The following is a 21,990-nucleotide window of genomic DNA, read 5'->3' as shown; positions in this document are numbered from 1 at the left end:
CGAAGCCGCTAAAATTCAAAGTTGATGGTCCGTGTCGGAGAATGCCGGATAGTTGTCAAGCAGACCGGCAACGATCTTGCCGAAACCGATGCCGAGCGACGACTTAACCATGACCACATCGCCGGACCTGACGGAGCGCACGACATAGTCGACGAGTTCCGACGTCTGTTCCCGGTATTCCACCTGAACGCTTTCCGGAAGCGCGTCCCGCAATACCGACATCTCCGCGCCGGCAAGCCAGACATGCTCTATCCCGGCGGCAAGCAGCGGCCCGGTCAGTTCCTCGTGCAACTGCGCGGAAAACTCGCCCATCTCCAGCATGTCGCCAAGCACCGCAATCCGCCGGCCGGAAAGGTCCGGCATGGTCGAGGCAAGCAAAGCGATTGCCGCCCGCATCGAGGCGGGGTTTGCATTATAGCTTTCGTCGATCAGCGTCAGATAGCCCTCGCCGATCGCAAGACGGTGACGTTCCCCCCTGCCCTTGACGGACTTGAGGCCCGCAAGCACTTCGATCGCCTGATCGAGATCAGCGCCGACGAGATCACAAGCGCCGAGCGCCGCAACGGCGTTTTCGGCGATATGCCGCCCCGGTGCACCGATCCGGACTTCGCGCGTCTCGCCATCGAGAACCGCCCAGATCGTCGATCCCTCGCCATCGCCTTCGAAATCCGCAAGACGAAAATCCGCCTTGGCATGCTGGCCGAAGCTGCAGATACGCGCCACGCCGGCTTCCTTTGCGCGTTCCGCCAGAAACTCGAACTGCTTGATATCGCGGTTGAGCACGGCAACGCCGCCCTCGACCACACCATTGAAGATCTCGGCCTTGGCCGCGGCAATCTCTTCCAGATCCTTGAAATGACCGAGATGGGCAGCCGCAATCGTGGTGATGATCGCCACATGCGGCTTGACCATCTGCACCAGCGGCGTGATCTCGCCGGCATGGTTCATGCCGATCTCGAAAACACCGAAATCGGTATCTGCCGGCATGCGCGCCAGCGTCAAAGGCACACCCCAGTGATTGTTGAAGGATGCAACGGCTGCATGGACCTTGCCCGACGGAGCAAGCACCTGACGCAGCATTTCCTTGGTTGTCGTCTTGCCGACCGATCCGGTCACGGCAATGATACGCGCGCGGCTGCGGGCGCGGGATGCCACGGCCAGCTTGCCGAGCGCCACCAGCACATCTTCCACCACGATCATCGGCACGGTCAGCCGGCCGAGTGCGGGAAGCTTGCCTTCACTGACGACGATCAGCGACGCGCCATTGGCAACCGCAATGCTCGCATAATCATGACCATCGACACGGTCGCCCTTGATCGCGAAAAAGGCTTCACCCGCGCCGATGGAGCGGCTGTCGATCGAAATGCCCGTAATGCCTTCCGGAAGCGTACCGATCGGACGACCTTCCATGACGGTCGCCATTTCTTGCGATGTCCAAAGAAAGCTCACGATACCCTCTCCTCCAATGCACGGCGTATTTCGACATGATCCGAGAACGGCAATACCGTCGCTCCGATCGTCTGCCCTTCCTCGTGCCCCTTGCCGGCAACGATCAACGTATCGCCCGATTTGAGCAGGTTCACGGCGTGGCGGATGGCGCTTGCCCGGTCGCCGATCTCGATCGCCCCCGGTGCAGCCGCCATGATCTCGGAGCGAATGACTTCCGGAACCTCGGAACGGGGGTTATCGTCGGTGACGACGACGACATCGGCCAGACGCGTGGCAATATCCCCCATGATCGGACGCTTGCCCTTGTCGCGGTCGCCGCCGCAGCCGAACACGACAAGCACCTTGCCGCTGGTAAACGGCCGCACCGCGGTCAGCACCTTTTCCAGCGCATCCGGCTTGTGGGCATAATCGACATAGGCAAGCGCGCCATCCTTGGTATGGCCGACGAGCTCCAGTCGTCCGGCAGCGCCGGTCAGGGTCTCAAGCGCCTTGAAAGCGGTCTTAGGCTCGACACCCGTCGAAATTGCGAGACCCGCCGCGACCAGCGCATTGGCAAGCTGGAAATCACCGGCAAGCGGAATGTCGATTTCGAAAATCTGCCCGTTGTGATGCACTTCGGCCATTTGCTTGTGGCGGAAATGCTCGACGCGTTTGATGCAGAGATAATCGCCCTTGCGCCCAACCGTCCGCACATCGAGGCCTGAAGCCTTGGCAACCCGGATAGCTTCCTCGGACCATGCATCGTCAGCAAAAATGACAGCCGGAGAGCCCTTCGGCATCAGCGTATCGAACAGCCGCATCTTCGCGGCCATATAGTCCTCGACCGTCGGATGATAATCCATGTGGTCGCGACCGAGATTGGTAAAGGCTGCAGCGGAAAGCCTGACGCCATCGAGACGCGACTGGTCGAGCCCGTGGCTGGATGCCTCCATTGCTGCGTGCGTCACGCCTTCATCAGCCAGTTCGGCAAGAAGCTTCTGCAGCTCCACCGGATCGGGCGTCGTCAGCGATCCATAATCATTGCGGCTCGGAGAAATGACGCCGGTCGTGCCGATCTGTGCCGCGTTCAACCCGGCCTTCGCCCAGACCTGCCGGACGAATGACGCAACCGATGTCTTGCCCGCCGTACCGGTCACCGCCACCATCGTTTCGGGCTGCTTGCCGAAGAACCTGGCCGCTGCCAATGCAACGAAACGGCGTGGATTGGAAACGACGAGAACCGGGATTTTCGCTTCGACCGGATGCGCCGACACCGCGACTACGGCGCCACGCGCCGCAGCATCGCCGATAAAGCCCTGCCCGTCGGCCTTGACGCCAGCCAGAGCAGCAAACAGCATGCCCGGCTCGATCTTGCGGCTGTCCAGGGAAATCCCGCTAATCTCGAGGTCTCCAAGGGGGCCAGCGAGAAGGTCGTTAACTTCCGGAAAATCCGGACCGGCAAGATCGCGCAGTTTCATCAGTCTGTTCCATTTTTCGAGCGGCGCTCACGAATCGCCGCTCGAGTTGTTGTCGCTCAATAAGACACAAGCAGGGCAGAACCGTCATTGCCGAATTTCGGCTTTACACCGAGAATGGGAGCCGAACGGCTGATGATCTCCTTGACCATCGGCGCCGCCGAGGTGGCAGCGAGCGCCGCACCATTGCCCTTGTCCGTCTTCGGCTCGTCGCTGAAGCTCAGGACCACATATCTGGGATTGTCCATCGGAAAGGCCGACAGGAACGCGTTGAAGTTCTTGTCATGCGCATAACGTCCGTTGACGACCTTGTCGGCCGTACCCGTCTTGCCGCCGACATCGAAACCATCGACGCGCGCATTTCGGCCCGAACCGTTGGCACCGTTCCATTCGAACAGATAGCGCATATCGCGGCTTGTAGACGGCTTTAGCACCTGGGTCGCGACCAGATCTGCCTCTTCCCTCGTGCGCGGCAGGAAGGTCGGCGAGATCAGCTTGCCGCCGTTGACCAGTGCAGCACCGGCAACCGCCGTCTGCAACGGGGTGGTGGATACGCCGTGTCCGAAGGAAATGGTGATCGAGTTGATCTTCTTCCATTGCCGCGGCTGGCTCGGCATAGCCACCTCGGGCAATTCCGTCTTCATTCTCGACAAAAGGCCGAGACGCGTCAAAAAGTCCTTGTGGCCATCGATGCCGACGGCGTCGGCAATCTTCGCCGTACCGATGTTCGACGAATACTGGAAGATCTCAGGCACGCTCAACACGCGTCCCTTGCCGTGGAAATCCTTGATGGTGAACCCGCCGATACGGATCGGGAAACGCGCATCGAAAGTACTGTTGATGTTCATCTTGCCGTCGTCGAGGCCCATGGCCAGCGTGAACGACTTGAATGTCGAGCCCATCTCGAACGTGCCGTTCGACATGCGGTTGAACCAGCCCTCTTCTCCGCCGGCAGCGGGATCATTCGGGTCGAAGTCAGGGGCAGATGCCATGCCGAGGATTTCACCGGTATGGACATCGAACACCACAGCACCGGCGCCGATCGAATGGTACTTGCCGATCGAGGAAGAAACGACATCCTGCACGATCGCCTGAACTCTCAAGTCGATGGAAAGCTTGACCGGCTCCAGCGGCTGGTTCGAGGTCATGCCGACAGAGGCAAGGTCTGCAAGTCCCTGGCTGTCGACATAGCGCTCCATGCCAGCAACGCCACGATTGTCGATATTCACGTAACCGACGATATGAGCGGCCGTGCGTCCGCCGGGATAGAAGCGGCGCTTCTCGGGCCTGAAACCGATACCCGGAATACCGAGCGCAAGGATCTGGCTTTGCTGCTTCGGCGTCAACTGGCGACGCAGCCACTGGAAACGCGAATTGGACTTGAGCCTCGAATAGGTCGACTTGACGTCGAGATCAGTCAGTACGGTCGAAAGCTTCTCGACCACCTCGTCGGCATCGACAATCTTGTGCGGCTCGGCGAACAGCGAGACGGTGCGAATGTCCGTCGCAAGGATCGCGCCGTTACGGTCGACGATATCCGGGCGCGAGGCCATCAGCCGATCCGCAGGCAGGATGCTCGAGGTCGTCTCCGGCTGGGCCATACCATACTGCGTAAGACGGCCGCCGATCACGACGTAAACCACGGCGAAACCGGCGATCAGCAGACCCACGCGATTGCGCGCCTGCGCAGATTTCTTCTTGCGCGTTCCTTCAAACGCAGCGCCGCCAACGGCAGACCTGCCCTTGCGGTCAGATGAAAAATGCGCCCGGCGTTTGACCACCATAACTTTAGAAAGAAAAGACATCAGCGCCTCACCGAGCCAGTGGACATATTATCCGGCGCCCATCCTCGAGGCAGCGGCAATGGAACCTTGGGAGCCGGCGTTGCCTTCGCCTGCTCCACTCCCTTGAGAGCCGCAGCTACCTCACCGTTCTTGCCGGCGATAATATCCTCAATCGTCGTATCGGGCTGCGGGAGTTGCGATCTGTGCATGGGCAGCTCCTTTGGCATTGCGAGCTGTGTCGGCTGCGTGGGAACAAGACCAAGCTCCGAATCGTAATTCTTAATCAATGGCTGCAGGCGGTTCGGCTGCGTCACGAGAGCCCAGTCGGCCTTCAGAAGATCGATCGTGTCGCGTTCAAGCCTGATCTCAGCCTCGAGCCGGCGAACTTCGCTCAGCTTTTCGTCCGCTCGATGCTTGATCGTGTAGGTAACGACCGCCATCGTGGTCATCACGCCGATCAGGACGAGATCGAAACTCCTCAGCATCGTCAGGCTCCCATGGTCGCAAGGCTGGCCAGCTCAGGCAGCGAGAAAATAGACAAGTCGTCAGCACCAGGCTTGGCTTCGGTACGAACGCCCATACGCAGCTTGGCGGACCGTGCACGCGGATTGACCTCAGCCTCGGCCTCGCCAGCGGCAATCATCTGCTTGCCCGGAAATTCGAAAACAGCGGAACGAACCTCGACCGCCGGCATATGTCGCGAGCCGGAAGCCTTACCTGAACGATCGGAGAAAAATTGCTTCACGATCCGATCTTCGAGAGAATGAAACGTTACGACAACCAGACGACCGCCCGGCTTAAGCGACCGCTCGGCGGCAAAAAGCGCACGAGCCAGTTCCCCAAGCTCGTCATTCACGAAAATCCGAAGCGCCTGAAAGACACGAGTCGCCGGATGAATCTTATCCTTGGCTTTGCGCGGATTGACGCTCTCGATCAGATTGGCGAGATCGCGTGTTGTTTCGAACAACTGTGTCGCACGCCGCTTTTCGATGGCGCGAGCAATACGCCCAGGATGCTTTTCTTCACCGAGAAATCCGAAAATCCGAATAAGGTCACCGACCTTGGCCCGATTGACGACATCAGCGGCGGAAACACCCGAAGACGACATACGCATATCGAGCGGCCCATTGCGCTGAAACGAAAAGCCGCGTTCAGCCTCATCGATCTGCATCGACGACACGCCGATATCAAAGACGACACCATCCAAACCGCCATCGGGAACATACTCCGCAAGACGGGAGAACTCGGAATGGATAAGGGACAGCCGTCCCTCGCTCTTCTGAACCAGCGCCTGACCTGCAGAGATCGCAGTCGGATCGCGATCGAGAGCAATTACCGAAGAACCGGCAGAAAGAAGCGCGGACGTATATCCGCCTGCACCAAAAGTGCCATCGAGAATGACCTTGCCCGCTTCAGGCTGAAGCGCAGCAACCACTTCCCCAAGCATAACCGGGATATGGCGCGCAGACCCAGTTTCGGTCTCGACCTCAGCACCATCAGACCCATTCGCCATACTGCACTCTCACTGCAATTAGAGCAGAAAAACAACAGCCCCTTCCGCCGGAAAGCCCACCTTCAATTCACGACCATCCGCAAGGAACCGAGACAACCGATTACCAAGGCAAACATCGCCCCTCGCAGCAGAGAAAAATGAAAGAACGATCGACTAAAGAGACACCCACGGAACGAGCCTTGAAAACCCCTTCCTACATGCATTTATTTATGACCCGTTAAGTTTAACAAAACATTACCAAGGCGGGTTTTGCGATCGGAGAGAGGCACTCGAAAACGTCGGATAAACATCGATTAAGCTATTGAAATAATGAAAACTCTCCACTTTCTCGAAGAACGGGAGAGCAGCCGGACGCTGACAGCGAGAAGAAGACGTTACATCACCGCCGCATTATCAGGTCCGATTCGCCAGTTGGCCTGTAAGCCGGGTTCTGTATGGCTCCGATGCAAGCACCGGAACGTGGCAGCCATTCATCTGGGACGATGCTTGCACATCGCCTCACGCAACCCACCCGGATGACTGGCCCAGAAACAGGCTGTAGGCGCTTTTGGCGCCCCGCGTCATCCCTATTCGGTCTTGCTCCCGGTGGGGTTTACCTTGCCGCCGCTGTCACCAGAGGCGCGGTGGGCTCTTACCCCACCCTTTCACCCTTACCCCGCATATAGCGAGGCGGTTTGCTTTCTGTGGCACTTTCCCTAGGGTCGCCCCCGCCGGACGTTATCCGGCACCGTGTTTCCGTGGAGCCCGGACTTTCCTCACCCTACCGTCTTTCGACATTGGTAAAGCGCGGCTGCCCGGCCAACTGGCACCGGCTCCTTAAACGGTTTGATCCGCAAACGCCACAGCACAGAGCAAAGAATTCGCAGAATGCGTGGGATGTAAAGCGCTTCGAGCGTTTTCCGGAATCAGAACATCAACGGGTAGGTGCGACCATAATCCAGCGCCACCGTCGCATAGGAAACAGCCTCTTCCGGCTTGGCGCGATCCATTGAGGCAATCACCATCTCAACCTTGTTGCAGTAACGCTGCGACACCGGGTTCATGCGCTTTGCACCATGGCCGGCATTGTATTTGAGGATGGTCCGGCAGAGCTTTCCATCACCGAGTTCATGCGCGCCGGCGAGATATTTCATACCATAGCGAATGTTGGTTTCAGGATCATAGAGACCGGAGGCACGCCCCCTGTACCCCATCAGCTTGGCCGTTGCAGGCTTGATCTGCATCAGGCCGATCTCTCCCGCGCTTCCCTTTGCCATCGGCTGGAAATTGCTTTCGATCCGCACGACAGCCATCGCCAGCTCGGTCGGAACGCCGTATTGATCGGCATATTGACGAATCAAACCCTCGTAACGCGACTGGCGAAGCGAAGGCTGATCTTCCGGCGTCTTGGCCTGCATGGTGGTTTCGCGCGTTTCCCAGGGCTTGATGACCTGTTTTTCTGTAGAGTTCGTCGTCTCCCCACCGTCTTCGGCGCGCACGAAATCCGTACCCGCAGCAAGCGCAATCACGCCCGCTGCGGCTGCAATAGCCAGCATTCTCATGAAGTAAGTCAGTCTCCGGGTAAGGTCCTTCAACTCATGGACCTGAAAGGCTCGCGGCCGGCACATGCCGATCCTTCGGAAGCAATGCCGGAAAGACGATGCAACCGTTGACGAAACCCGTTCGTTTTTCTTTGCAATCCCCGCCTACAAGGCGATTGCGCGAGCCACTGCTTAAACCCGGTTATTAAGGAAAGTCTGTGGCAGCGCAGCAAAACGACGTTTTTACTACCTTACAACTCTCAGGAGATCAGATTTCTACCTGGCTATATTTCGGCAACGAGGTCAGCAATCGGTGCAAGGTATCGATCGTGGAGAAATCGGCTATTCCATCGACCAGCGCCGGACGAAAATGCCGCTGAAACGCTTCCAGCACACCCTTGGTGCGGTCGCAGAAATTGCCTGTTATCTCAAGATCGTAGCCGTAGAAGGATAGCATCGATTGCAGCGCCTCGATGGGCTGCCCCGCCTCGCCCAACTGGAAGAACCGCCCGCCGGCAATCGGACTTGCGTCGACCCAATGACCAACACCCGCATCATACAGCCGCTTCCACGGAAAATTCTCGCCCGGATCAACCTTGCGGATTGGCGCGACATCGGAGTGACCGAGCACCCGTTCCGGCCTTATGGACCACCGCTCGCCGCAATCCAGACACAATTGAACCACCGCTTCGATCTGGTCGGCAGGAAACATCGGAAGCCCGCCCGGATGCCCGGGATTGGCGATCTCGATACCGATCGAACAGGAATTGATATCGACCTCTCCCGCCCAAGCACTTTTTCCTGCATGCCATGCACGCCGCGTCTCCGGCACGAGCTGGATCACACGCCCGTCCTCATGAACGAAGTAATGGCTGGAAACTTGGCTCTCCTCGTTACAGAGCCAGTTCAGCGCCTGATCGGCGTCCGGCATGCCGGTATAGTGAAGGATGATTGCATCAGGTTGACGGCCGGAAACTCGCTCCCCGTGATTGGGAGACGGCCGGACAGATGCTGCCGCATAGTCCGCAACGAAATCACTCATGCTGCGCGACGCTCTTTCTCGATCGCCTTATAAGCCGCGTTCAGCGCAGCCATCCGCTCGTTTGCGGCAGCGTGAAGCGTGGCAGGCACGCCCCGCGCAATCAAACGGTCCGGATGATGTTCGGAGACAAGAAGGCGGTATTGCTTGCGGATCGCAGCGAAATCATCCTCGGGGGAAACGCCGAGCACCAGATACGGATCCCGACCATCGAGATGCACGTGCCGCGCCATGATTCGGCGGAAATGTTCGTCATCTATCCGGAAGATTTCCGCAATACGGCCGAGGAACAGAAGCTCCTTCTCATGCACCAGGCCATCCGCCTTGGCGATATGGAAAAGCCCATCCACGACACTCTCGAGCATCGGGCAGTTCTCGGCAGCTCCCGAACTGCAAAGGTTTGAGAGCTTGGACGCATAGGCCTCATAACCGGCCACGTCCTGACGCGCGAGATTGTATAAACGCGCGACGTTGCGGGCTTCTTCATCCGGAAAATCGAAGATTTGCTGGAACGCCTTCACTTCCGCTTCGGTGACGATTCCATCCGCTTTGGCCATCTTCGCGGACAGCGCGATGATGGCAACGGAGAAGGAAACCTGCCGGCGGGTCTCGGGATCCCCCTCGAAAAGCGTGCGGATAGCCTCCACCACGCGCCCCAGCGCGCTACCGGCGGCATCGCCGATCGCACCGATAAGCCGCTCCCACAAGGAGGAAATCTGCAGACAGGAAAAATCGAATATCATCCGCCTAAATGACCAGATAACACCAAAAAATGCAACGGATCGGGCGTTCACCACCAGATTAAACTATGTTCATGTTATTCGAACAATGAGCTGGCTCGGAGGTCAGGCCGACTGCTTTCATGGCATCTGAAATCAGCCCCCCCTTCAAAGCCATCCGCTGCGCACCAACCTCCGCCATATGTGATGCAGCGCAGCTTTATCGACGCATCCGTTTGAAAACACGGAATTATTACCCACCGAAAAACAAGGCGCGCGACGGAATAGGCGAAGAAATGCACTTTACACCGTCTGCCCTCTATCGCATCCATACCGCCGGAGAAATGCAGGGGAAGCGTTTACACGCGACGGAGGAACCATGGCCAGAGAGAAAGTAGCAATGTTGACGGCAGGCGGTCTTGCTCCCTGCCTATCATCGGCTGTGGGAGGCCTCATTCAACGTTACACCGATGTCGCTCCGGATGCTGAACTGATCGCCTATCGCTCCGGATACCAAGGGGTTCTTCTCTCGGACCGAATCGAAATCACAGCGGAGATGCGAGAGAATGCGCATCTGCTCCACCGTTATGGCGGCTCGCCGATCGGCAACAGCCGCGTCAAACTGACAAATGCCGCAGACTGCGTGAAGCGGGGCCTGATCAAAGAAGGCCAGAACCCTCTGGCAGTTGCAGCAGAGCAGCTTGCCGAAGATGGCATCACCGTGCTTCACACTATTGGCGGCGATGATACCAACACCGTAGCTGCCGATCTCGCAGCATATCTAGCCGCAAACGGTTACGACCTCACCGTAGTTGGCCTGCCGAAGACGGTCGACAATGATATCGTTCCCATTCGCCAGTCGCTGGGCGCCTGGACAGCAGCGGAAGTTGGCGCAGCATTTTTCGACAATGTTTCGAATGAACAGACGGCGGCGCCGCGTACCCTCATCATCCATGAGGTCATGGGTCGCCATTGCGGTTGGCTTACCGCGGCAACGGCACGCGCCTATATCCAGAAAAGCAGTTCCAACAACTATGTCGAAGGCTTCCTCATGAATGAGGAAATGAAGGGCATCGACGGCGTATATCTTCCCGAAATGGCCTTTGATGCGCAAAAGGAAGCGGCTCGTTTGAGGGAAGTCATGGACAAGCGCGGCTTTGCGACGGTCTTTGTTTCCGAGGGCGCCTGTTTGGACGCAATCGTTGCCGAACGCGAGGCTGCCGGCGAAAATGTTGCCCGTGATGCGTTCGGTCACGTCAAACTGGATACGATCAATGTCGGAGGCTGGTTCCAGAAGCAGTTTGCGGCCCGGATCGATGCGGAACGATCATTGGTGCAGAAGTCCGGCTATTTCGCCAGGTCTGCAGCTGCAAACGGCGATGATCTTCGACTGATCCAGGGAATGGTCGATCTCGCTGTTGAAAGTGCATTAAACCGGGTCTCCGGCGTGACCGGACATGACGAAGACCAGAATGGGAAGCTTAGAACGATCGAATTTCCGCGCATCAAGGGTGGTAAACCTTTTGATATGACGGCAAGATGGTTCGGCGATGTAATGGAGTCCATTGGGCAGTCTTTCGAGCCCGCCTGATGGAAAAATGACGGATGCTGTGGCATCCGGGAGGGTGATGATGACCATAGAAACATGGCTCGCTTTTGCGGCAACGACGGTTGCTATCCTTCTTATGCCGCATCCCATTGCATCGCTCACTGCAGCGTTCTCCGCTTCATGGGGAAGAACAAGCGCATTCGTGACGATCCCGGCCTTCGTTCTATCCTTTGTTCTTGGAGGCGTTCTGGTCGTCGCCGGCGTTTTTCTGATCACTTTCCTTTGGCCAGCAGCAATCGGCGCTCTTTCATGGATAGGGCTGTCCTACCTGATGCTGCATGTCCTCTACGCCTACCAGGATCCTCGGCTCCGCTATGGGACCGCCGACAACGACAACCTTCCCGAAACGCGTCCCATGCGCATATTCGGTTATTTCGTTCTGACAACGTTCAGGAGCACGCGTTACTTTGCGCTCACGGCAGCAATTGCCGTCCAGTTTTTTGATCCCGCGCGCGCGCCACAGGAACAGTGTATAAACATGATTTCTGCACTGGCTGTTTCGGCGATGATAGGGGCGCTTGCCCATGCCACACTTCCCGCCAGTTTCACTCGGAAACGCCGCGTTTCCAAGGCCCGCAGCAAGGTTCCCTACAAGCCCGGAACACGTTTCATAGCCCGTCGTGCGGTCACTGCCGGATATCGGCGCATCGCCGCATGATCATCTGCGACCGGCTGGTGGCTTGTCGATCTCTTTCGAATGAGTTAATTGAGGTCGAGTTTCACTGGTCTTGTTAACGTTCTGGGCAACGATTTTTAATGAAAGCGACCCGATGGCAATGATGCGATTTGTGGGCCGTAAGGCAGCCGTGGTTATTGCCATGTCTTCCGCATTGGCTGCATGTTCCAGCGTTGACCACAGCAACAACGTGGCGTCGAACGAGACGCAGGACCAATCCGTTCAGCAGACTGCCGATGCATCTTCGGCGATCGCAGAAGGAGGTCCTGACAGCACAGTTACGCTCGTCAAGACAAGCCGCCTCCCGGTTCCCGTACCGACTGTGTCGGACGCAGCCAACGTTCAGACCGCAGCCATGTCATCTCCGACCATGGCGCCGTTCGTTGCCATGCAAACGAGCTCGACTGCCGCATCGATGCCTGTCGTCGTCGCCTCTGCTCAGCCAGTAGCGCACAGCACCGCCAAGGGTGCCCGCCTTGTTTCCCCTCCGCTCGCTCCGGCAGTCCAGTCGGGACAGATCCAACCGGCAGCAGCTCAGGCCATCGCGCTTGACGAACCAGAACTGACGCCGGACATGGTCGCGCTGCAATCGGTCATTCCGATCCCGCGCCCGCAGGTGCCGACGACTACGCTTGCTTACGCATCGCAGCCGAAAGCAGTCGCCGCAGTTTCGGCGATCGACAACCGGATGGAGTTCCCCCCGGCTCCCGGCGAGCCGATGCCGGAAACCGCGACGGACGCCCCTTCGAACTTGAAAAAGCTTATCCACCGTTATGCCGGCCTGTATGGTGTGCCGGAATCGCTGGTGCACCGCGTCGTGCACCGCGAAAGCAAATATGACCCCAAGGCTTATCACAAGAACGGTTATTGGGGCCTCATGCAGATCAAGTATTCGACGGCCAAATCGATGGGTTACGAGGGACCACCAGAAGGCCTTCTCGACGCCGAAACCAACTTGAAATACGCGATCAAATATCTCCGCGGCGCTTGGCTTGTCGCCGATAACCAGAACGACAACGCAATCCGGCTTTATGCGCGCGGCTATTATTACGATGCCAAGCGCAAGGACATGCTCCACGTCCTGCAGAAATAACGGCTAATCGGCGTTTATCCGTTTCACCACTTCCGATGCCAGCACACTCGCATCGTAGCCCTGCGATCTCGGCGTCAGGCCCAACTTCACGATCACCAGATCCAGTGACGGAATGACAAAGACATTTTGCCCGTCATGCCCGCTGATGACGAATGCATCCGATGGCAGACCGGCCCCGGGCTTCGGCAGCCACGTTTGCATTTTCGAATAGCGGCCGCCCGAACTTCTATTGGCCTCATGCATCTGCGCCACGAAGCCTTCCGGCAACAGGCGCGCCCCCTCCCACACACCGTCGCGCGCCAGAAACAGCCCGAACCGTGCCCAATCGCGGGCAGTCGCATACATGTACGAACTGCCGACAAACGTGCCCGCCGCATCGGTTTCCATGATTGCCGACGTCATGCCCAACGGCTCGAAGATCGCCCGCGAGGGATAGGCGAGCGCCTCATCACGATTACCGATGCGATTCATCCAGATCCTGGAAAGCAGCACGGACGTCCCGGACGAATAGGTGAAGCGCGAGCCGATCTCGTCCTCGAGCGTTATACTTTCGACGAAACGCGCCATATCCGGCTCAAGAAACAGCATGCGCGTTACATCGGCCACCGTCCCGTAATTCTCGTTGAAAGCCAGTCCGCTCTCCATGCCCATGAGATCGGAAATACGGATCAATGCGCGCCGATCATCCCTCCACTCCGTAAACAGGTTCTTCTCGTCGAGCGACAAGCGCCCTTCCTTCATCAGTCGCCCGATGATCGCGGCATTTACGGTCTTAGTCATCGACCAACCGAGAAGCGGCATATCTTTCGAAAAACCTTCACCATAGGCTTCGGCAACGATTTTGCCATGACTGACGATCACCACCGCCCGCATGCCTGGTCCGGTTAAAGCAGCGTCTGAAAATATTGAGACAAGCGTTTCTTCCGAATCGGCTTTATCCCCTTCAGGCCACAGCGCCTCGGGATCACTCTCTGGAACTGGCCTAGTGGCATTGGCCGCCGACTGAACACTTCCAACCGGCCCGACGGTGCATCCCGTTCCCTCGCGGTAAACTGCCTCGCTCGGCGCAATCGATCCCAGCAGGGCAGCATTGACGCGTTTACCGTCACGGTCGACTGCAATGCCCATCAACCGCAAGAGCGGATGGCCCGGCGCTTGAACATCCTGCTCCAGAATCACATCGGGATCACGCCCCGCAATGAAGACGTTGGAGCATACGATCTTCGCCGCATAGCCGCTGCCCACGCGCAGCAGATTGGGCGGAATGAAATAGATCCACAGACCGATGCCGATCGCCACGATGAGCAGGAACACCGCAAGACGACGAAAAATTACCTTCAGCACCAGCGCCTCCATTCTGTCTGCGGCATGCAAGCAAAATCCGTGACCGAGGGGAAGGCTCATTGTTGCGGAACGCGTTCACGATGAAGCAAGTCACAATGCGCGTCACGAAGCTGTTGCACGAAGCGGCTAAACGCCTCGAAACTCATGATGAGGCAGGATTTGGTCATGGCAGATATCGTCGAAGAACGTGGCTTGCAGCGCAACCGCAAGCTCAAGGACGCCCTCCTCCAGCACAAGGCCCTGTCGCCGCACGGCCTTTCCGAGCGCCTGTTCGGCCTGCTCTTCTCCGGCCTCGTATATCCCCAGATCTGGGAGGACCCGGCGGTCGACATGGACGCGATGGAACTGTCGGAAGGGCATTCGATCGTCACCATCGGCTCTGGCGGCTGCAACATGCTGGCTTATCTGTCCCGCTCGCCGAAGAGCATCGACGTTGTCGATCTCAATCGTCACCACATCGCTCTCAACCGACTGAAGCTTGCAGCCTTCAAACATCTGCCGGCGCATGCCGACGTTGTTCGTTACCTCGGAATGGACGGCCTGAAGTCCAACAGTTCGGCGTTTGATGCCCATATCGGCCGCAACCTGGACGAACAGACGCGAGCCTACTGGCAGAAGCGCTCACTGACCGGTCGTCGGCGCGTCGAGGTGTTCAACAGAAACATCTATCGCACTGGCCTGCTTGGCCGCTTCATCGCCATTGGCCACGTAATCGCCCGTCTCCATGGCGTCGATCTGAAGGAATTTGCCGAGGCACGCTCGCTGCGCGAACAGCGCCAGTTCTTCGACGCCAACATTGCTCCGCTCTTCGACCGCCCGCTGATCCGCTTCATTACCAGCCGCAAAAGCTCGCTCTTCGGCCTCGGCATCCCGCCCCAGCAATATGACGAGCTCGCGAGCCTCGCACCGAATGGCTCGATTGCACCGGTCTTGCGCGAGCGGCTTGAAAAGCTCGCCTGCCACTTCCCGATGAATGACAATTATTTCGCCTGGCAGGCCTTCGCACGCCGTTATCCGCGCCCGGAAGAAGGCAGCCTGCCCGATTATCTGCGTGCGGAAAATTACAAGGCGATCCGGCAGAATACCGATCGCGTCACGGTCCACCATGAGAGCGTCACCGTCCTTCTGGCGCGCAAGCCGGCCGGCTCGGTCGATCGCTTCGTGCTGCTCGACGCCCAGGACTGGATGACCGACGATCAGCTGAATGCGCTCTGGAGCGAAATCAACCGCACCGCAGCTCCTGGCGCCCGGGTCATCTTCCGCACTGCCGCCGAAAAGAGCGTCATCGAAGGCCGCATCTCCGATACGCTTAGGCAGGAATGGACCTATCTTGGCGAACGCTCCGCCGAACTGAACCTGCAGGACCGCTCCGCCATCTATGGCGGCTTCCACATTTACGTGAAGGCCGGCCAGTGAGCGCCGGCGCAACGACGGAAGCTCACGCCGCCCACATGGACCGCATGTACCGCTACCAGCGGCACATCTACGACCTCACGCGGAAATATTACCTTTTCGGCCGGGACAGAACGATTGCAGGCCTGAACGCGACCGACGGGACAAGCATTCTGGAAGTCGGCTGCGGCACCGGCCGCAATCTGGTCCTGACCCGCCGCCATTACCCGACGGCGAAGCTCTATGGCCTCGACATATCCGCCGAGATGCTGCAAACCGCACGCGCCAATCTGGCCGGCGACGCACAGCAACCTACCCTGATCGTCGCCGACGCCACGACCTTCCGCCCGCAGGACTTCGGTGTCAGCGGCTTCGACCGCATCATGATTTCCTACGCCGTCTCGATGATCCCGGCCTGGGAGGAGGCAATCACCACGGCACTGGCTGCCCTCAATCCGAAAGGCTCGCTGCACATCGTCGATTTCGGCCAGCAGGAGCGCCTGCCCGGCTGGTTCCGCGGCATGCTTCAAACCTGGCTGCGCCGCTTTCACGTCACCCCGCGGGCCAATCTTCACGAAGTCCTTCAGGCCAGGCTCGACGCAGCCAATGCCGCCATGACTTTCGAGGATATCGGGCGCGGTTACGCCTGGCACGCAGTGATCCGCAAGCGAGGCTGACGCACTCGTTATCCGGCCGATCATTTCGCCTTACGCAATCCCGGCGGCACTATGGTAAACGGAACGCTCGAATGCCGCGCGGCCTGATTCCGGCCGATAGCGGCTTAGCTGCAGCACAGACCGGATTCCTTATGCCGCGCACGCTTCTCGCCCTTCTTCTGACCGCCGTGCTGGCCAGTTCCTGCACGTCCACCAGCGACCTCATGGACACGGCCTCGATCAGCGGCACGAAGTTCAAGGACAATGACCCGCAGAATTTCGGCCGCGATCACCCCGGTCGGCACGAAGTCCACGGCATCGACCTGTCGAAATGGAACGGCACGGACATCGACTGGCAGACAGTCAGGAAATCCGACGTCGCCTTCGTCTTCATCAAGGGAACCGAAGGCAAGGACCGCATCGATCCGGCGTTCAGAACCCATTGGCAAGGTGCTGCACGCGCCGGCATCCCGCATTCCGCCTATCATTTCTACTATTTCTGTTCGACACCGGAAGATCAGGCCGACTGGTTCATTGCCAATGTACCAAAGGAAGCCAACATGCTTCCGCCGGTTCTGGACATGGAATGGAACCCCGCCTCACCGACCTGCAAGCTGAGGCCGGATGCAGCAACGGTGCGTGACGTGATGCGGCGCTTCATGGCCCGTATCGAAGCCCATTATGGCCGCAAGCCGATCATCTACACATCGGTCGATTTCCACCGCGACAACCTCGTCGGCGCATTCAACGACTATCACTTCTGGGTCCGCTCGGTGGCAGCGCATCCAGGCGAAATCTATACCGGTCGCAAATGGGCCTTCTGGCAATATACCGCTACCGGCGTCGTACCGGGCATAAGGGGTGAAACGGACATCAACGTCTTTTCCGGCAGCGCAAGAAACTGGAACACCTGGGTCGCCGCTGCAAACGACTGACTGTCAGTCCCGGTGAGATCGTAGCGCTGTCTCCATACCTATCACTGGCAATGTGAATGCGACTGCGCTAAATAGCCGGCTGCCGCCGCGCTCACGGGTACGTGCGGCACATATTTCTACATTGATCATCCCCGTACACGCCACAGATCGCCAGGATCGCCCTATGTCATTTCTCGACAGCCGTAGCTTTGTTCTTGCAGCCCTTATTGCCGGAGGGCTGACCGTCCCCGCATTCGCCCAGACGTCTTCCACGTCACCCGCCCCTGCCTGCGGTGGCGACCTGACCGCGTTTCTCGCGGGCGTGAAGCAGGAAGCAATCTCCAAGGGCATTCCGGCCTCGGCGGTGGACGAAGCCCTCGCTGGCGCGCAGATCGACCAGAAGGTTCTGAGCCGTGACCGCGCTCAGGGCGTTTTCCGTCAGACTTTTCTTGAGTTTTCTCAGCGCACGGTCAGCCAGGCTCGCCTCGATATCGGCCGCCAGAAACTCAAGCAGCTCGCCGATGTTTTCTCTCGTGCGGAAAACGAGTTCGGCGTGCCCGCAGGCGTGATCACCGCCTTCTGGGCGATGGAAACCGACTTCGGCGCCGTCCAGGGCGATTTCAACACCCGCAACGCGCTCGTCACGCTCTCCCATGACTGCCGCCGCCCGGAACTCTTCCGCCCGCAGCTGATCGCCCTGATCGAGATGGTGCAGCACGGCGACCTCAACCCGTCGACCAATACCGGTGCATGGGCCGGCGAAATCGGCCAGGTCCAGATGCTGCCGGAAGACATCATCGCTCAAGGCGTCGATGGCGACAACAGCGGCCATATCGACGTTAAGGGCAGCGCACCGGATGCGGTTCTGACGGCCGCGAAATTCATCCAGAGTATGGGATGGAAGAAGGGCGAGCCCTGGATCCAGGAAGTAACGTTGCCGGAGAATCTGCCCTTCGAGAAATCCGGCCTCGGCAACGAAATCCCGGCCAGCGAGTGGTTCTCCTACGGTGTCACCCCGCGTGATGGCGACACGAAATTCGGCAACCTGCCGGCAGCTCTCATACTGCCCCAGGGCCGCAAGGGACCGGCCTTCCTTACTTACCCGAATTTCGGCATCTACCTGCAGTGGAACCAGTCGTTCATCTACACGACCTCCGCCGCCTATTTCGCCACTCGTCTGACCGGCGCACCGCCCTACCAGAAGACAACTCCGGAACAGGGCCTCGATGTAGAGGCCATGAAGCAGCTGCAGACCAAGCTTGATGCTCACGGCCACGATGTCGGCAAGATCGATGGCATTCTCGGCTCCGGCACGCGCCAGGCTGTCCAGAAGGAACAGGCGCGCCTCGGCATGCCTGCCGATGGCTGGCCGACGGAGGCGCTGCTTCAGGCGCTTTAAGGTAGGAAATTGACCCCATGACACGAAACGGGTGGCGATCTGATCGCCGCCCGTTTTATCTTCTGCATCTCAATCAGCGCGAGAAGAGCATCCGGATGACATCAGCGACACCTCGATTGACCCCACTCGCCTGGGCCCTGCTCTTCCTTCTCGGTCTTCTCTGGGGTGGTTCCTTCTTCTTTGCCCGCATCGCGGTCCATGAAGTGCCGCCCTTCACGCTGGTTCTGCTGCGCCTCGGCATCGCTGCTCTCGCGCTGCATATCTATTTACATGGACGCTTCGGCACTTATTCGATCCTGAAACAGCACTGGCGCTCGTTCCTTATCCTCGGCTTGATCAACAACGCCCTGCCCCATACGCTGATCTTCTTCGGCCAGACCGAGATCGGCGCGGGACTCGCCTCCATCCTCAACGCCACCACGCCGATCTGGACGGTGATCATTGCCAATCAGTGGACCTCGGACGAAAAGCTGACCGGCGCCAAGCTTGCCGGCTGCGCCGCAGGCCTTGCCGGCACCTGCATCCTGATCGGCCCGAGTGCGATGACAGCCAGCGCCGCCCCGCTCTGGGCACTCATCCTTCCAGTCATGGCGGCGATCTCCTATGGCCTAGCCGGGACCTACGGCAAGCGTTTTCGCGGCATTCCAGCCCCGGTGACGGCAGCAGGCCAGCTGACCGCCTCCAGCTTCATCATGCTGCCGATCTCGCTGATTGCCGACCAGCCCTGGACGCTGACAACACCTTCGACGCACGCGATCGCGGCAATCATCGCCTTGGCTCTTCTATCGACGGCGCTCGGCTACCTGATCTTCTTCAGGATCCTCTCGATCGCGGGGGCAACCAATACCTCGCTTGTCACTCTGCTGGTGCCGCCGAGCGCTATTCTGCTGGGAGCCATATTCCTCGGAGAACGCCTCGCGATGACTGACTTGGCTGGAATGGCCGTCATCGGTTTCGGCCTGGTTCTGCTCGACGGACGAATCCTTCGCATGCGCAAAAAGACTGTTTGAAGCAGTGCAAAAGAGCCTTTCCACTCACGGAAAATAACGCTCATTAACAGACAAATAGATGAATTTAACGCATACGAAAGCTTCGTTAATTCACATTATTTCATTTATTATCAAAAAGATAGATTGACAACAAAATCCTAACGCGGCTTGGTCACTGCGTTGCAGCACAAAATTCCGCTTTCCATTTGACACGGAACCGACATAAAATCGGACCGTCAACGCAAGGAGGCAGACATGGGACGTACATACCCCCTCAATCTCCTGGTAGTCGGTGCTGCATTCGCATTCATAGCCTCGATGCTCTTCATCTAGGCCAAAAGACTACCGGTCGTATCTTGCATCCATGAACGTTTGATATGGACCTGAATTTCGAAAGGCGCATGTTCCCCGGAACATGCGCCTTTCATTTAAGACAGCCTTCGGTCAAGCCGCAGCCTTACGCATTCCCGGCTTGTAGCCGATATTGTCCAGCACGGCGGAAACGAGCGGCGAACGGTTCATCGTGTAGAGATGAATATGGTTGAAACCGTTGCGACCGAGTTCTTCGATCTGCTCCGCAGCGACTTCGGCGGCGACCTTGGCCCGATCATCCGGGTTGTCGTCCAGCCCCTCGAACCGCTCATCGAGAAACCCGGGAATGGTCGCGCCGCAGCGTTTCGAAAAGCGCTTGAGCTGCGTCAGGTTCTGGATGGGCATGATGCCGGGAATGACCGGAATGGTAACACCGGCTGCAGCAACCTCATCCATGTAGCGGAAGAAGACCTCATTATCGAAGAAGAATTGGGTTAGCGCACGGTGAGCGCCGGCATCGGCCTTCTGCTTCAAGACCGAGATATCCGCAGCCATATTGCGGCTTTCGGGATGCTTTTCCGGATAGGCTGAAACGGAAATGTCGAAATCGCCGTATTCCGCCAACGCCTGCACCAGATCCGCCGTCCGCTGAAAACCGTCTGCATGCGGCAGATAGGTCGTACCGATGCCAGCGGTCGGATCACCTCTGAGCGCAACGATCCTGCGCACTCCTGCAGCGCGATACTCCTCGACGACCGAGCGTACTTCATCCTTGGAAGCATCAACGCAGGTCAGGTGTGCGGCAGTCGCTAGGTTGGTCTTGTCGATGATCCCGGTGACAGCCGAGAGCGTCGGCTCTTTTGTGGATCCACCTGCCCCATAGGTCACGGTGACGAATTCCGGCTGAAAGAGCGCCAGACGATCGACTGTCTCGAACAACTGCGCCTCCATCTCCTCGGATTTCGGCGGGAAGAATTCGAAAGAAATATCGAATCGCGGGCGTGTCGTGGTCTCGTTCATCATATTCTTCCTAAAATACCGAAATTGCTTCCGCTGGCTCAGCATCGGCCATCAGGAGACGGCGATCCTTTGCCAGCCATATCGTGACAGTGAGACCGTCATCTTGTTCGGGCGCAATATCGATGGCTTTTTCGATATCGAGCCCGGTCTTTTCCAACCAGTCGCCAATAGCCTCATGTGAGAAGCCAAGGCGTACATGGGCATGCTCTTCGCGCAAATGTTCAAGCTTGTGTGGTGCAAGGTCAACGATCAGCAACCTGCCGCCTGGCCGCAGGATACGGGCTGCCTCTGCGATCGCAAGTTCAGGCTGGTCGAGGAAATGCAGTACCTGGTGAATCGTGACGAGGTCGAAATCCTGTCCATCAAGCGATAGGTTGAGAATATCCGCATGACGCACGGACGCTTTCAGGATGCCGGCCTTGTCCAGATTGGCGCGCGCGACCGCCAACATATCGCGGCTTGCATCGACGCCAATCGCACGGCGGTAATGCGGAGCAAGCAGTTTCAGTATCCACCCCGTGCCCGTTCCAAGATCGAGCAGGGAATCGATAGGGGAAGGACCGACCAGCCGTAAAAGCGCCTGCTCTACAGCCGAATCGCTTGCATGGAGACGGCGAAGTTCATCCCATTCAGAAGCGTTGCGGCTGAAATAGGCCTGGGCACGTTCAGCCCGTTGATGCTTGACGGCAGAAAGCCGTTCGCCATCGCGAACCAGAACAGGGTCATCATTGGCCGAAGCAGCAAGCAACGTCTTGACCAGCGCAGCAGCCGGACCGTCCTGCGTCAAGCGGAAGTAAGCCCAGGCTCCTTCCTGATAGCGGTCGATCAACGCGTCTTCGTTGAGAAGCTTCAAGTGGCGGGAGATACGCGGTTGCGACTGCCCGAGAATTTCGGTCAGGTCGGTTACCGTCAGGTCGCCCTTTGCCAACAGGGCGAGCAGCCGGAAGCGTGTCGGCTCCCCGACCGTCTTCAAAACGTCAACCAAAGTATCGAGTGCTAGCGACATACGGGCTTCCCGGCAATCAAGATATAAAGATATCTTTATATCGAATGCAGAGAGGATGCAAGCTGCCGTCTGGCGTTTGCAAAAAGGGCGGCAAAGCCGCCC

At 58.4% G+C, this 21,990-nt stretch carries 19 protein-coding genes and 1 other RNA gene; 8 read left to right on the top strand and 12 right to left on the bottom strand.

Annotation, left to right across the window (positions count from 1 at the left end):
* Positions 1-15 precede the first annotated feature (15 nt).
* From MRBLMR1_RS05120 to MRBLMR1_RS05080, 9 genes are all read right to left on the bottom strand, one after another.
* Positions 16-1,449 (bottom strand): UDP-N-acetylmuramoylalanyl-D-glutamyl-2,6-diaminopimelate--D-alanyl-D-alanine ligase, encoded by a 1,434-nt coding sequence (locus MRBLMR1_RS05120; protein WP_148147609.1) that lies wholly within the window; start codon positions 1,447-1,449, stop codon positions 16-18.
* Positions 1,446-2,906 (bottom strand): UDP-N-acetylmuramoyl-L-alanyl-D-glutamate--2,6-diaminopimelate ligase, encoded by a 1,461-nt coding sequence (locus tag MRBLMR1_RS05115; protein WP_148147608.1) that lies wholly within the window; start codon positions 2,904-2,906, stop codon positions 1,446-1,448. Before MRBLMR1_RS05115 ends, MRBLMR1_RS05120 begins: the two co-directional genes overlap by 4 nt.
* A 56-nt stretch (positions 2,907-2,962) precedes the next feature.
* Positions 2,963-4,708 (bottom strand): peptidoglycan D,D-transpeptidase FtsI family protein, encoded by a 1,746-nt coding sequence (locus MRBLMR1_RS05110; RefSeq protein WP_148147607.1) that lies wholly within the window; start codon positions 4,706-4,708, stop codon positions 2,963-2,965.
* On the bottom strand, positions 4,708-5,172 hold the full coding sequence (ftsL, locus tag MRBLMR1_RS05105) for a cell division protein FtsL (RefSeq protein ID WP_148147606.1): 465 nt from the start codon (positions 5,170-5,172) through the stop codon (positions 4,708-4,710). The genes MRBLMR1_RS05110 and ftsL overlap by 1 nt, the downstream gene beginning before the upstream one ends.
* 2 nt (positions 5,173-5,174) lie before the next feature.
* Entirely contained in the window at positions 5,175-6,200 is a 1,026-nt protein-coding gene (gene rsmH / locus MRBLMR1_RS05100; RefSeq protein ID WP_148147605.1) for a 16S rRNA (cytosine(1402)-N(4))-methyltransferase RsmH, read from the bottom strand.
* A 403-nt stretch (positions 6,201-6,603) separates the two neighbouring features.
* Positions 6,604-7,006: RNase P RNA component class A (gene rnpB / locus MRBLMR1_RS05095), an RNA gene on the bottom strand.
* 99 nt (positions 7,007-7,105) lie between these two features.
* On the bottom strand, positions 7,106-7,741 hold the full coding sequence (locus tag MRBLMR1_RS05090) for a lytic transglycosylase domain-containing protein (protein ID WP_148147604.1): 636 nt from the start codon (positions 7,739-7,741) through the stop codon (positions 7,106-7,108).
* A gap of 247 nt (positions 7,742-7,988) precedes the next feature.
* Positions 7,989-8,762, bottom strand: a complete 774-nt coding sequence (locus MRBLMR1_RS05085; protein ID WP_183685868.1) for an N-acetylmuramoyl-L-alanine amidase — start codon at positions 8,760-8,762, stop codon at positions 7,989-7,991.
* Positions 8,759-9,502: a J domain-containing protein gene (locus MRBLMR1_RS05080; protein ID WP_183685866.1), complete on the bottom strand. Its 744-nt coding sequence runs from the start codon at positions 9,500-9,502 to the stop codon at positions 8,759-8,761. Before MRBLMR1_RS05080 ends, MRBLMR1_RS05085 begins: the two co-directional genes overlap by 4 nt.
* A 355-nt stretch (positions 9,503-9,857) precedes the next feature.
* On the opposite strand from MRBLMR1_RS05080, the gene MRBLMR1_RS05075 reads away from it, so the two are divergent.
* From MRBLMR1_RS05075 to MRBLMR1_RS05065, 3 genes are all read left to right on the top strand, one after another.
* Positions 9,858-11,069: a pyrophosphate--fructose-6-phosphate 1-phosphotransferase gene (locus MRBLMR1_RS05075; protein ID WP_148147602.1), complete on the top strand. Its 1,212-nt coding sequence runs from the start codon at positions 9,858-9,860 to the stop codon at positions 11,067-11,069.
* A 40-nt stretch (positions 11,070-11,109) separates the two neighbouring features.
* Positions 11,110-11,745, top strand: a complete 636-nt coding sequence (locus MRBLMR1_RS05070) for a LysE family translocator (RefSeq protein ID WP_148147601.1) — start codon at positions 11,110-11,112, stop codon at positions 11,743-11,745.
* Between the two features lie 160 nt (positions 11,746-11,905).
* Positions 11,906-12,856: a transglycosylase SLT domain-containing protein gene (locus MRBLMR1_RS05065; RefSeq protein WP_500063796.1), complete on the top strand. Its 951-nt coding sequence runs from the start codon at positions 11,906-11,908 to the stop codon at positions 12,854-12,856.
* 3 nt (positions 12,857-12,859) lie between these two features.
* Here MRBLMR1_RS05065 and MRBLMR1_RS05060 read toward each other — a convergent pair whose 3' ends face one another.
* Complete coding sequence (locus MRBLMR1_RS05060) at positions 12,860-14,200, bottom strand: serine hydrolase domain-containing protein (protein ID WP_500063794.1); 1,341 nt, start codon at positions 14,198-14,200, stop codon at positions 12,860-12,862.
* A 165-nt stretch (positions 14,201-14,365) separates the two neighbouring features.
* On the opposite strand from MRBLMR1_RS05060, the gene MRBLMR1_RS05055 reads away from it, so the two are divergent.
* From MRBLMR1_RS05055 to MRBLMR1_RS05035, 5 genes are all read left to right on the top strand, one after another.
* Positions 14,366-15,616, top strand: coding sequence for a BtaA family protein (locus tag MRBLMR1_RS05055; protein ID WP_148147600.1), 1,251 nt, complete (start codon positions 14,366-14,368; stop codon positions 15,614-15,616).
* Positions 15,617-15,651: 35 nt separating this feature from the next.
* On the top strand, positions 15,652-16,269 hold the full coding sequence (locus tag MRBLMR1_RS05050; protein WP_246435824.1) for a class I SAM-dependent methyltransferase: 618 nt from the start codon (positions 15,652-15,654) through the stop codon (positions 16,267-16,269).
* A gap of 131 nt (positions 16,270-16,400) precedes the next feature.
* Positions 16,401-17,183 carry a glycoside hydrolase family 25 protein gene (locus MRBLMR1_RS05045; protein ID WP_148147676.1) on the top strand — a complete coding sequence of 261 codons (783 nt, stop codon included), beginning with the start codon at positions 16,401-16,403 and terminating at the stop codon, positions 17,181-17,183.
* 163 nt (positions 17,184-17,346) lie between these two features.
* On the top strand, positions 17,347-18,561 hold the full coding sequence (locus tag MRBLMR1_RS05040) for a lytic murein transglycosylase (RefSeq protein ID WP_148147598.1): 1,215 nt from the start codon (positions 17,347-17,349) through the stop codon (positions 18,559-18,561).
* Positions 18,562-18,656: 95 nt separating this feature from the next.
* Positions 18,657-19,571 (top strand): DMT family transporter, encoded by a 915-nt coding sequence (locus MRBLMR1_RS05035; RefSeq protein WP_148147597.1) that lies wholly within the window; start codon positions 18,657-18,659, stop codon positions 19,569-19,571.
* A 423-nt stretch (positions 19,572-19,994) separates the two neighbouring features.
* Here the strand turns inward: MRBLMR1_RS05035 and metF are convergent, their stop codons facing one another.
* Together metF and MRBLMR1_RS05025 are read right to left on the bottom strand one after the other, a co-directional pair.
* Positions 19,995-20,885 (bottom strand): methylenetetrahydrofolate reductase [NAD(P)H], encoded by an 891-nt coding sequence (metF, locus tag MRBLMR1_RS05030; RefSeq protein WP_148147596.1) that lies wholly within the window; start codon positions 20,883-20,885, stop codon positions 19,995-19,997.
* A gap of 7 nt (positions 20,886-20,892) precedes the next feature.
* Positions 20,893-21,888: an ArsR/SmtB family transcription factor gene (locus tag MRBLMR1_RS05025; RefSeq protein ID WP_148147595.1), complete on the bottom strand. Its 996-nt coding sequence runs from the start codon at positions 21,886-21,888 to the stop codon at positions 20,893-20,895.
* Between the last annotated feature and the right edge of the window lie 102 nt (positions 21,889-21,990).

Source organism: Neorhizobium sp. LMR1-1-1.1 (assembly GCF_040675795.1).
In the GTDB taxonomy this organism is placed as follows: domain Bacteria; phylum Pseudomonadota; class Alphaproteobacteria; order Rhizobiales; family Rhizobiaceae; genus Neorhizobium; species Neorhizobium cellulosilyticum.
Note: the sequence above shows the minus strand (reverse complement) of the source record. Positions and strands in the feature narration are given on the sequence as shown.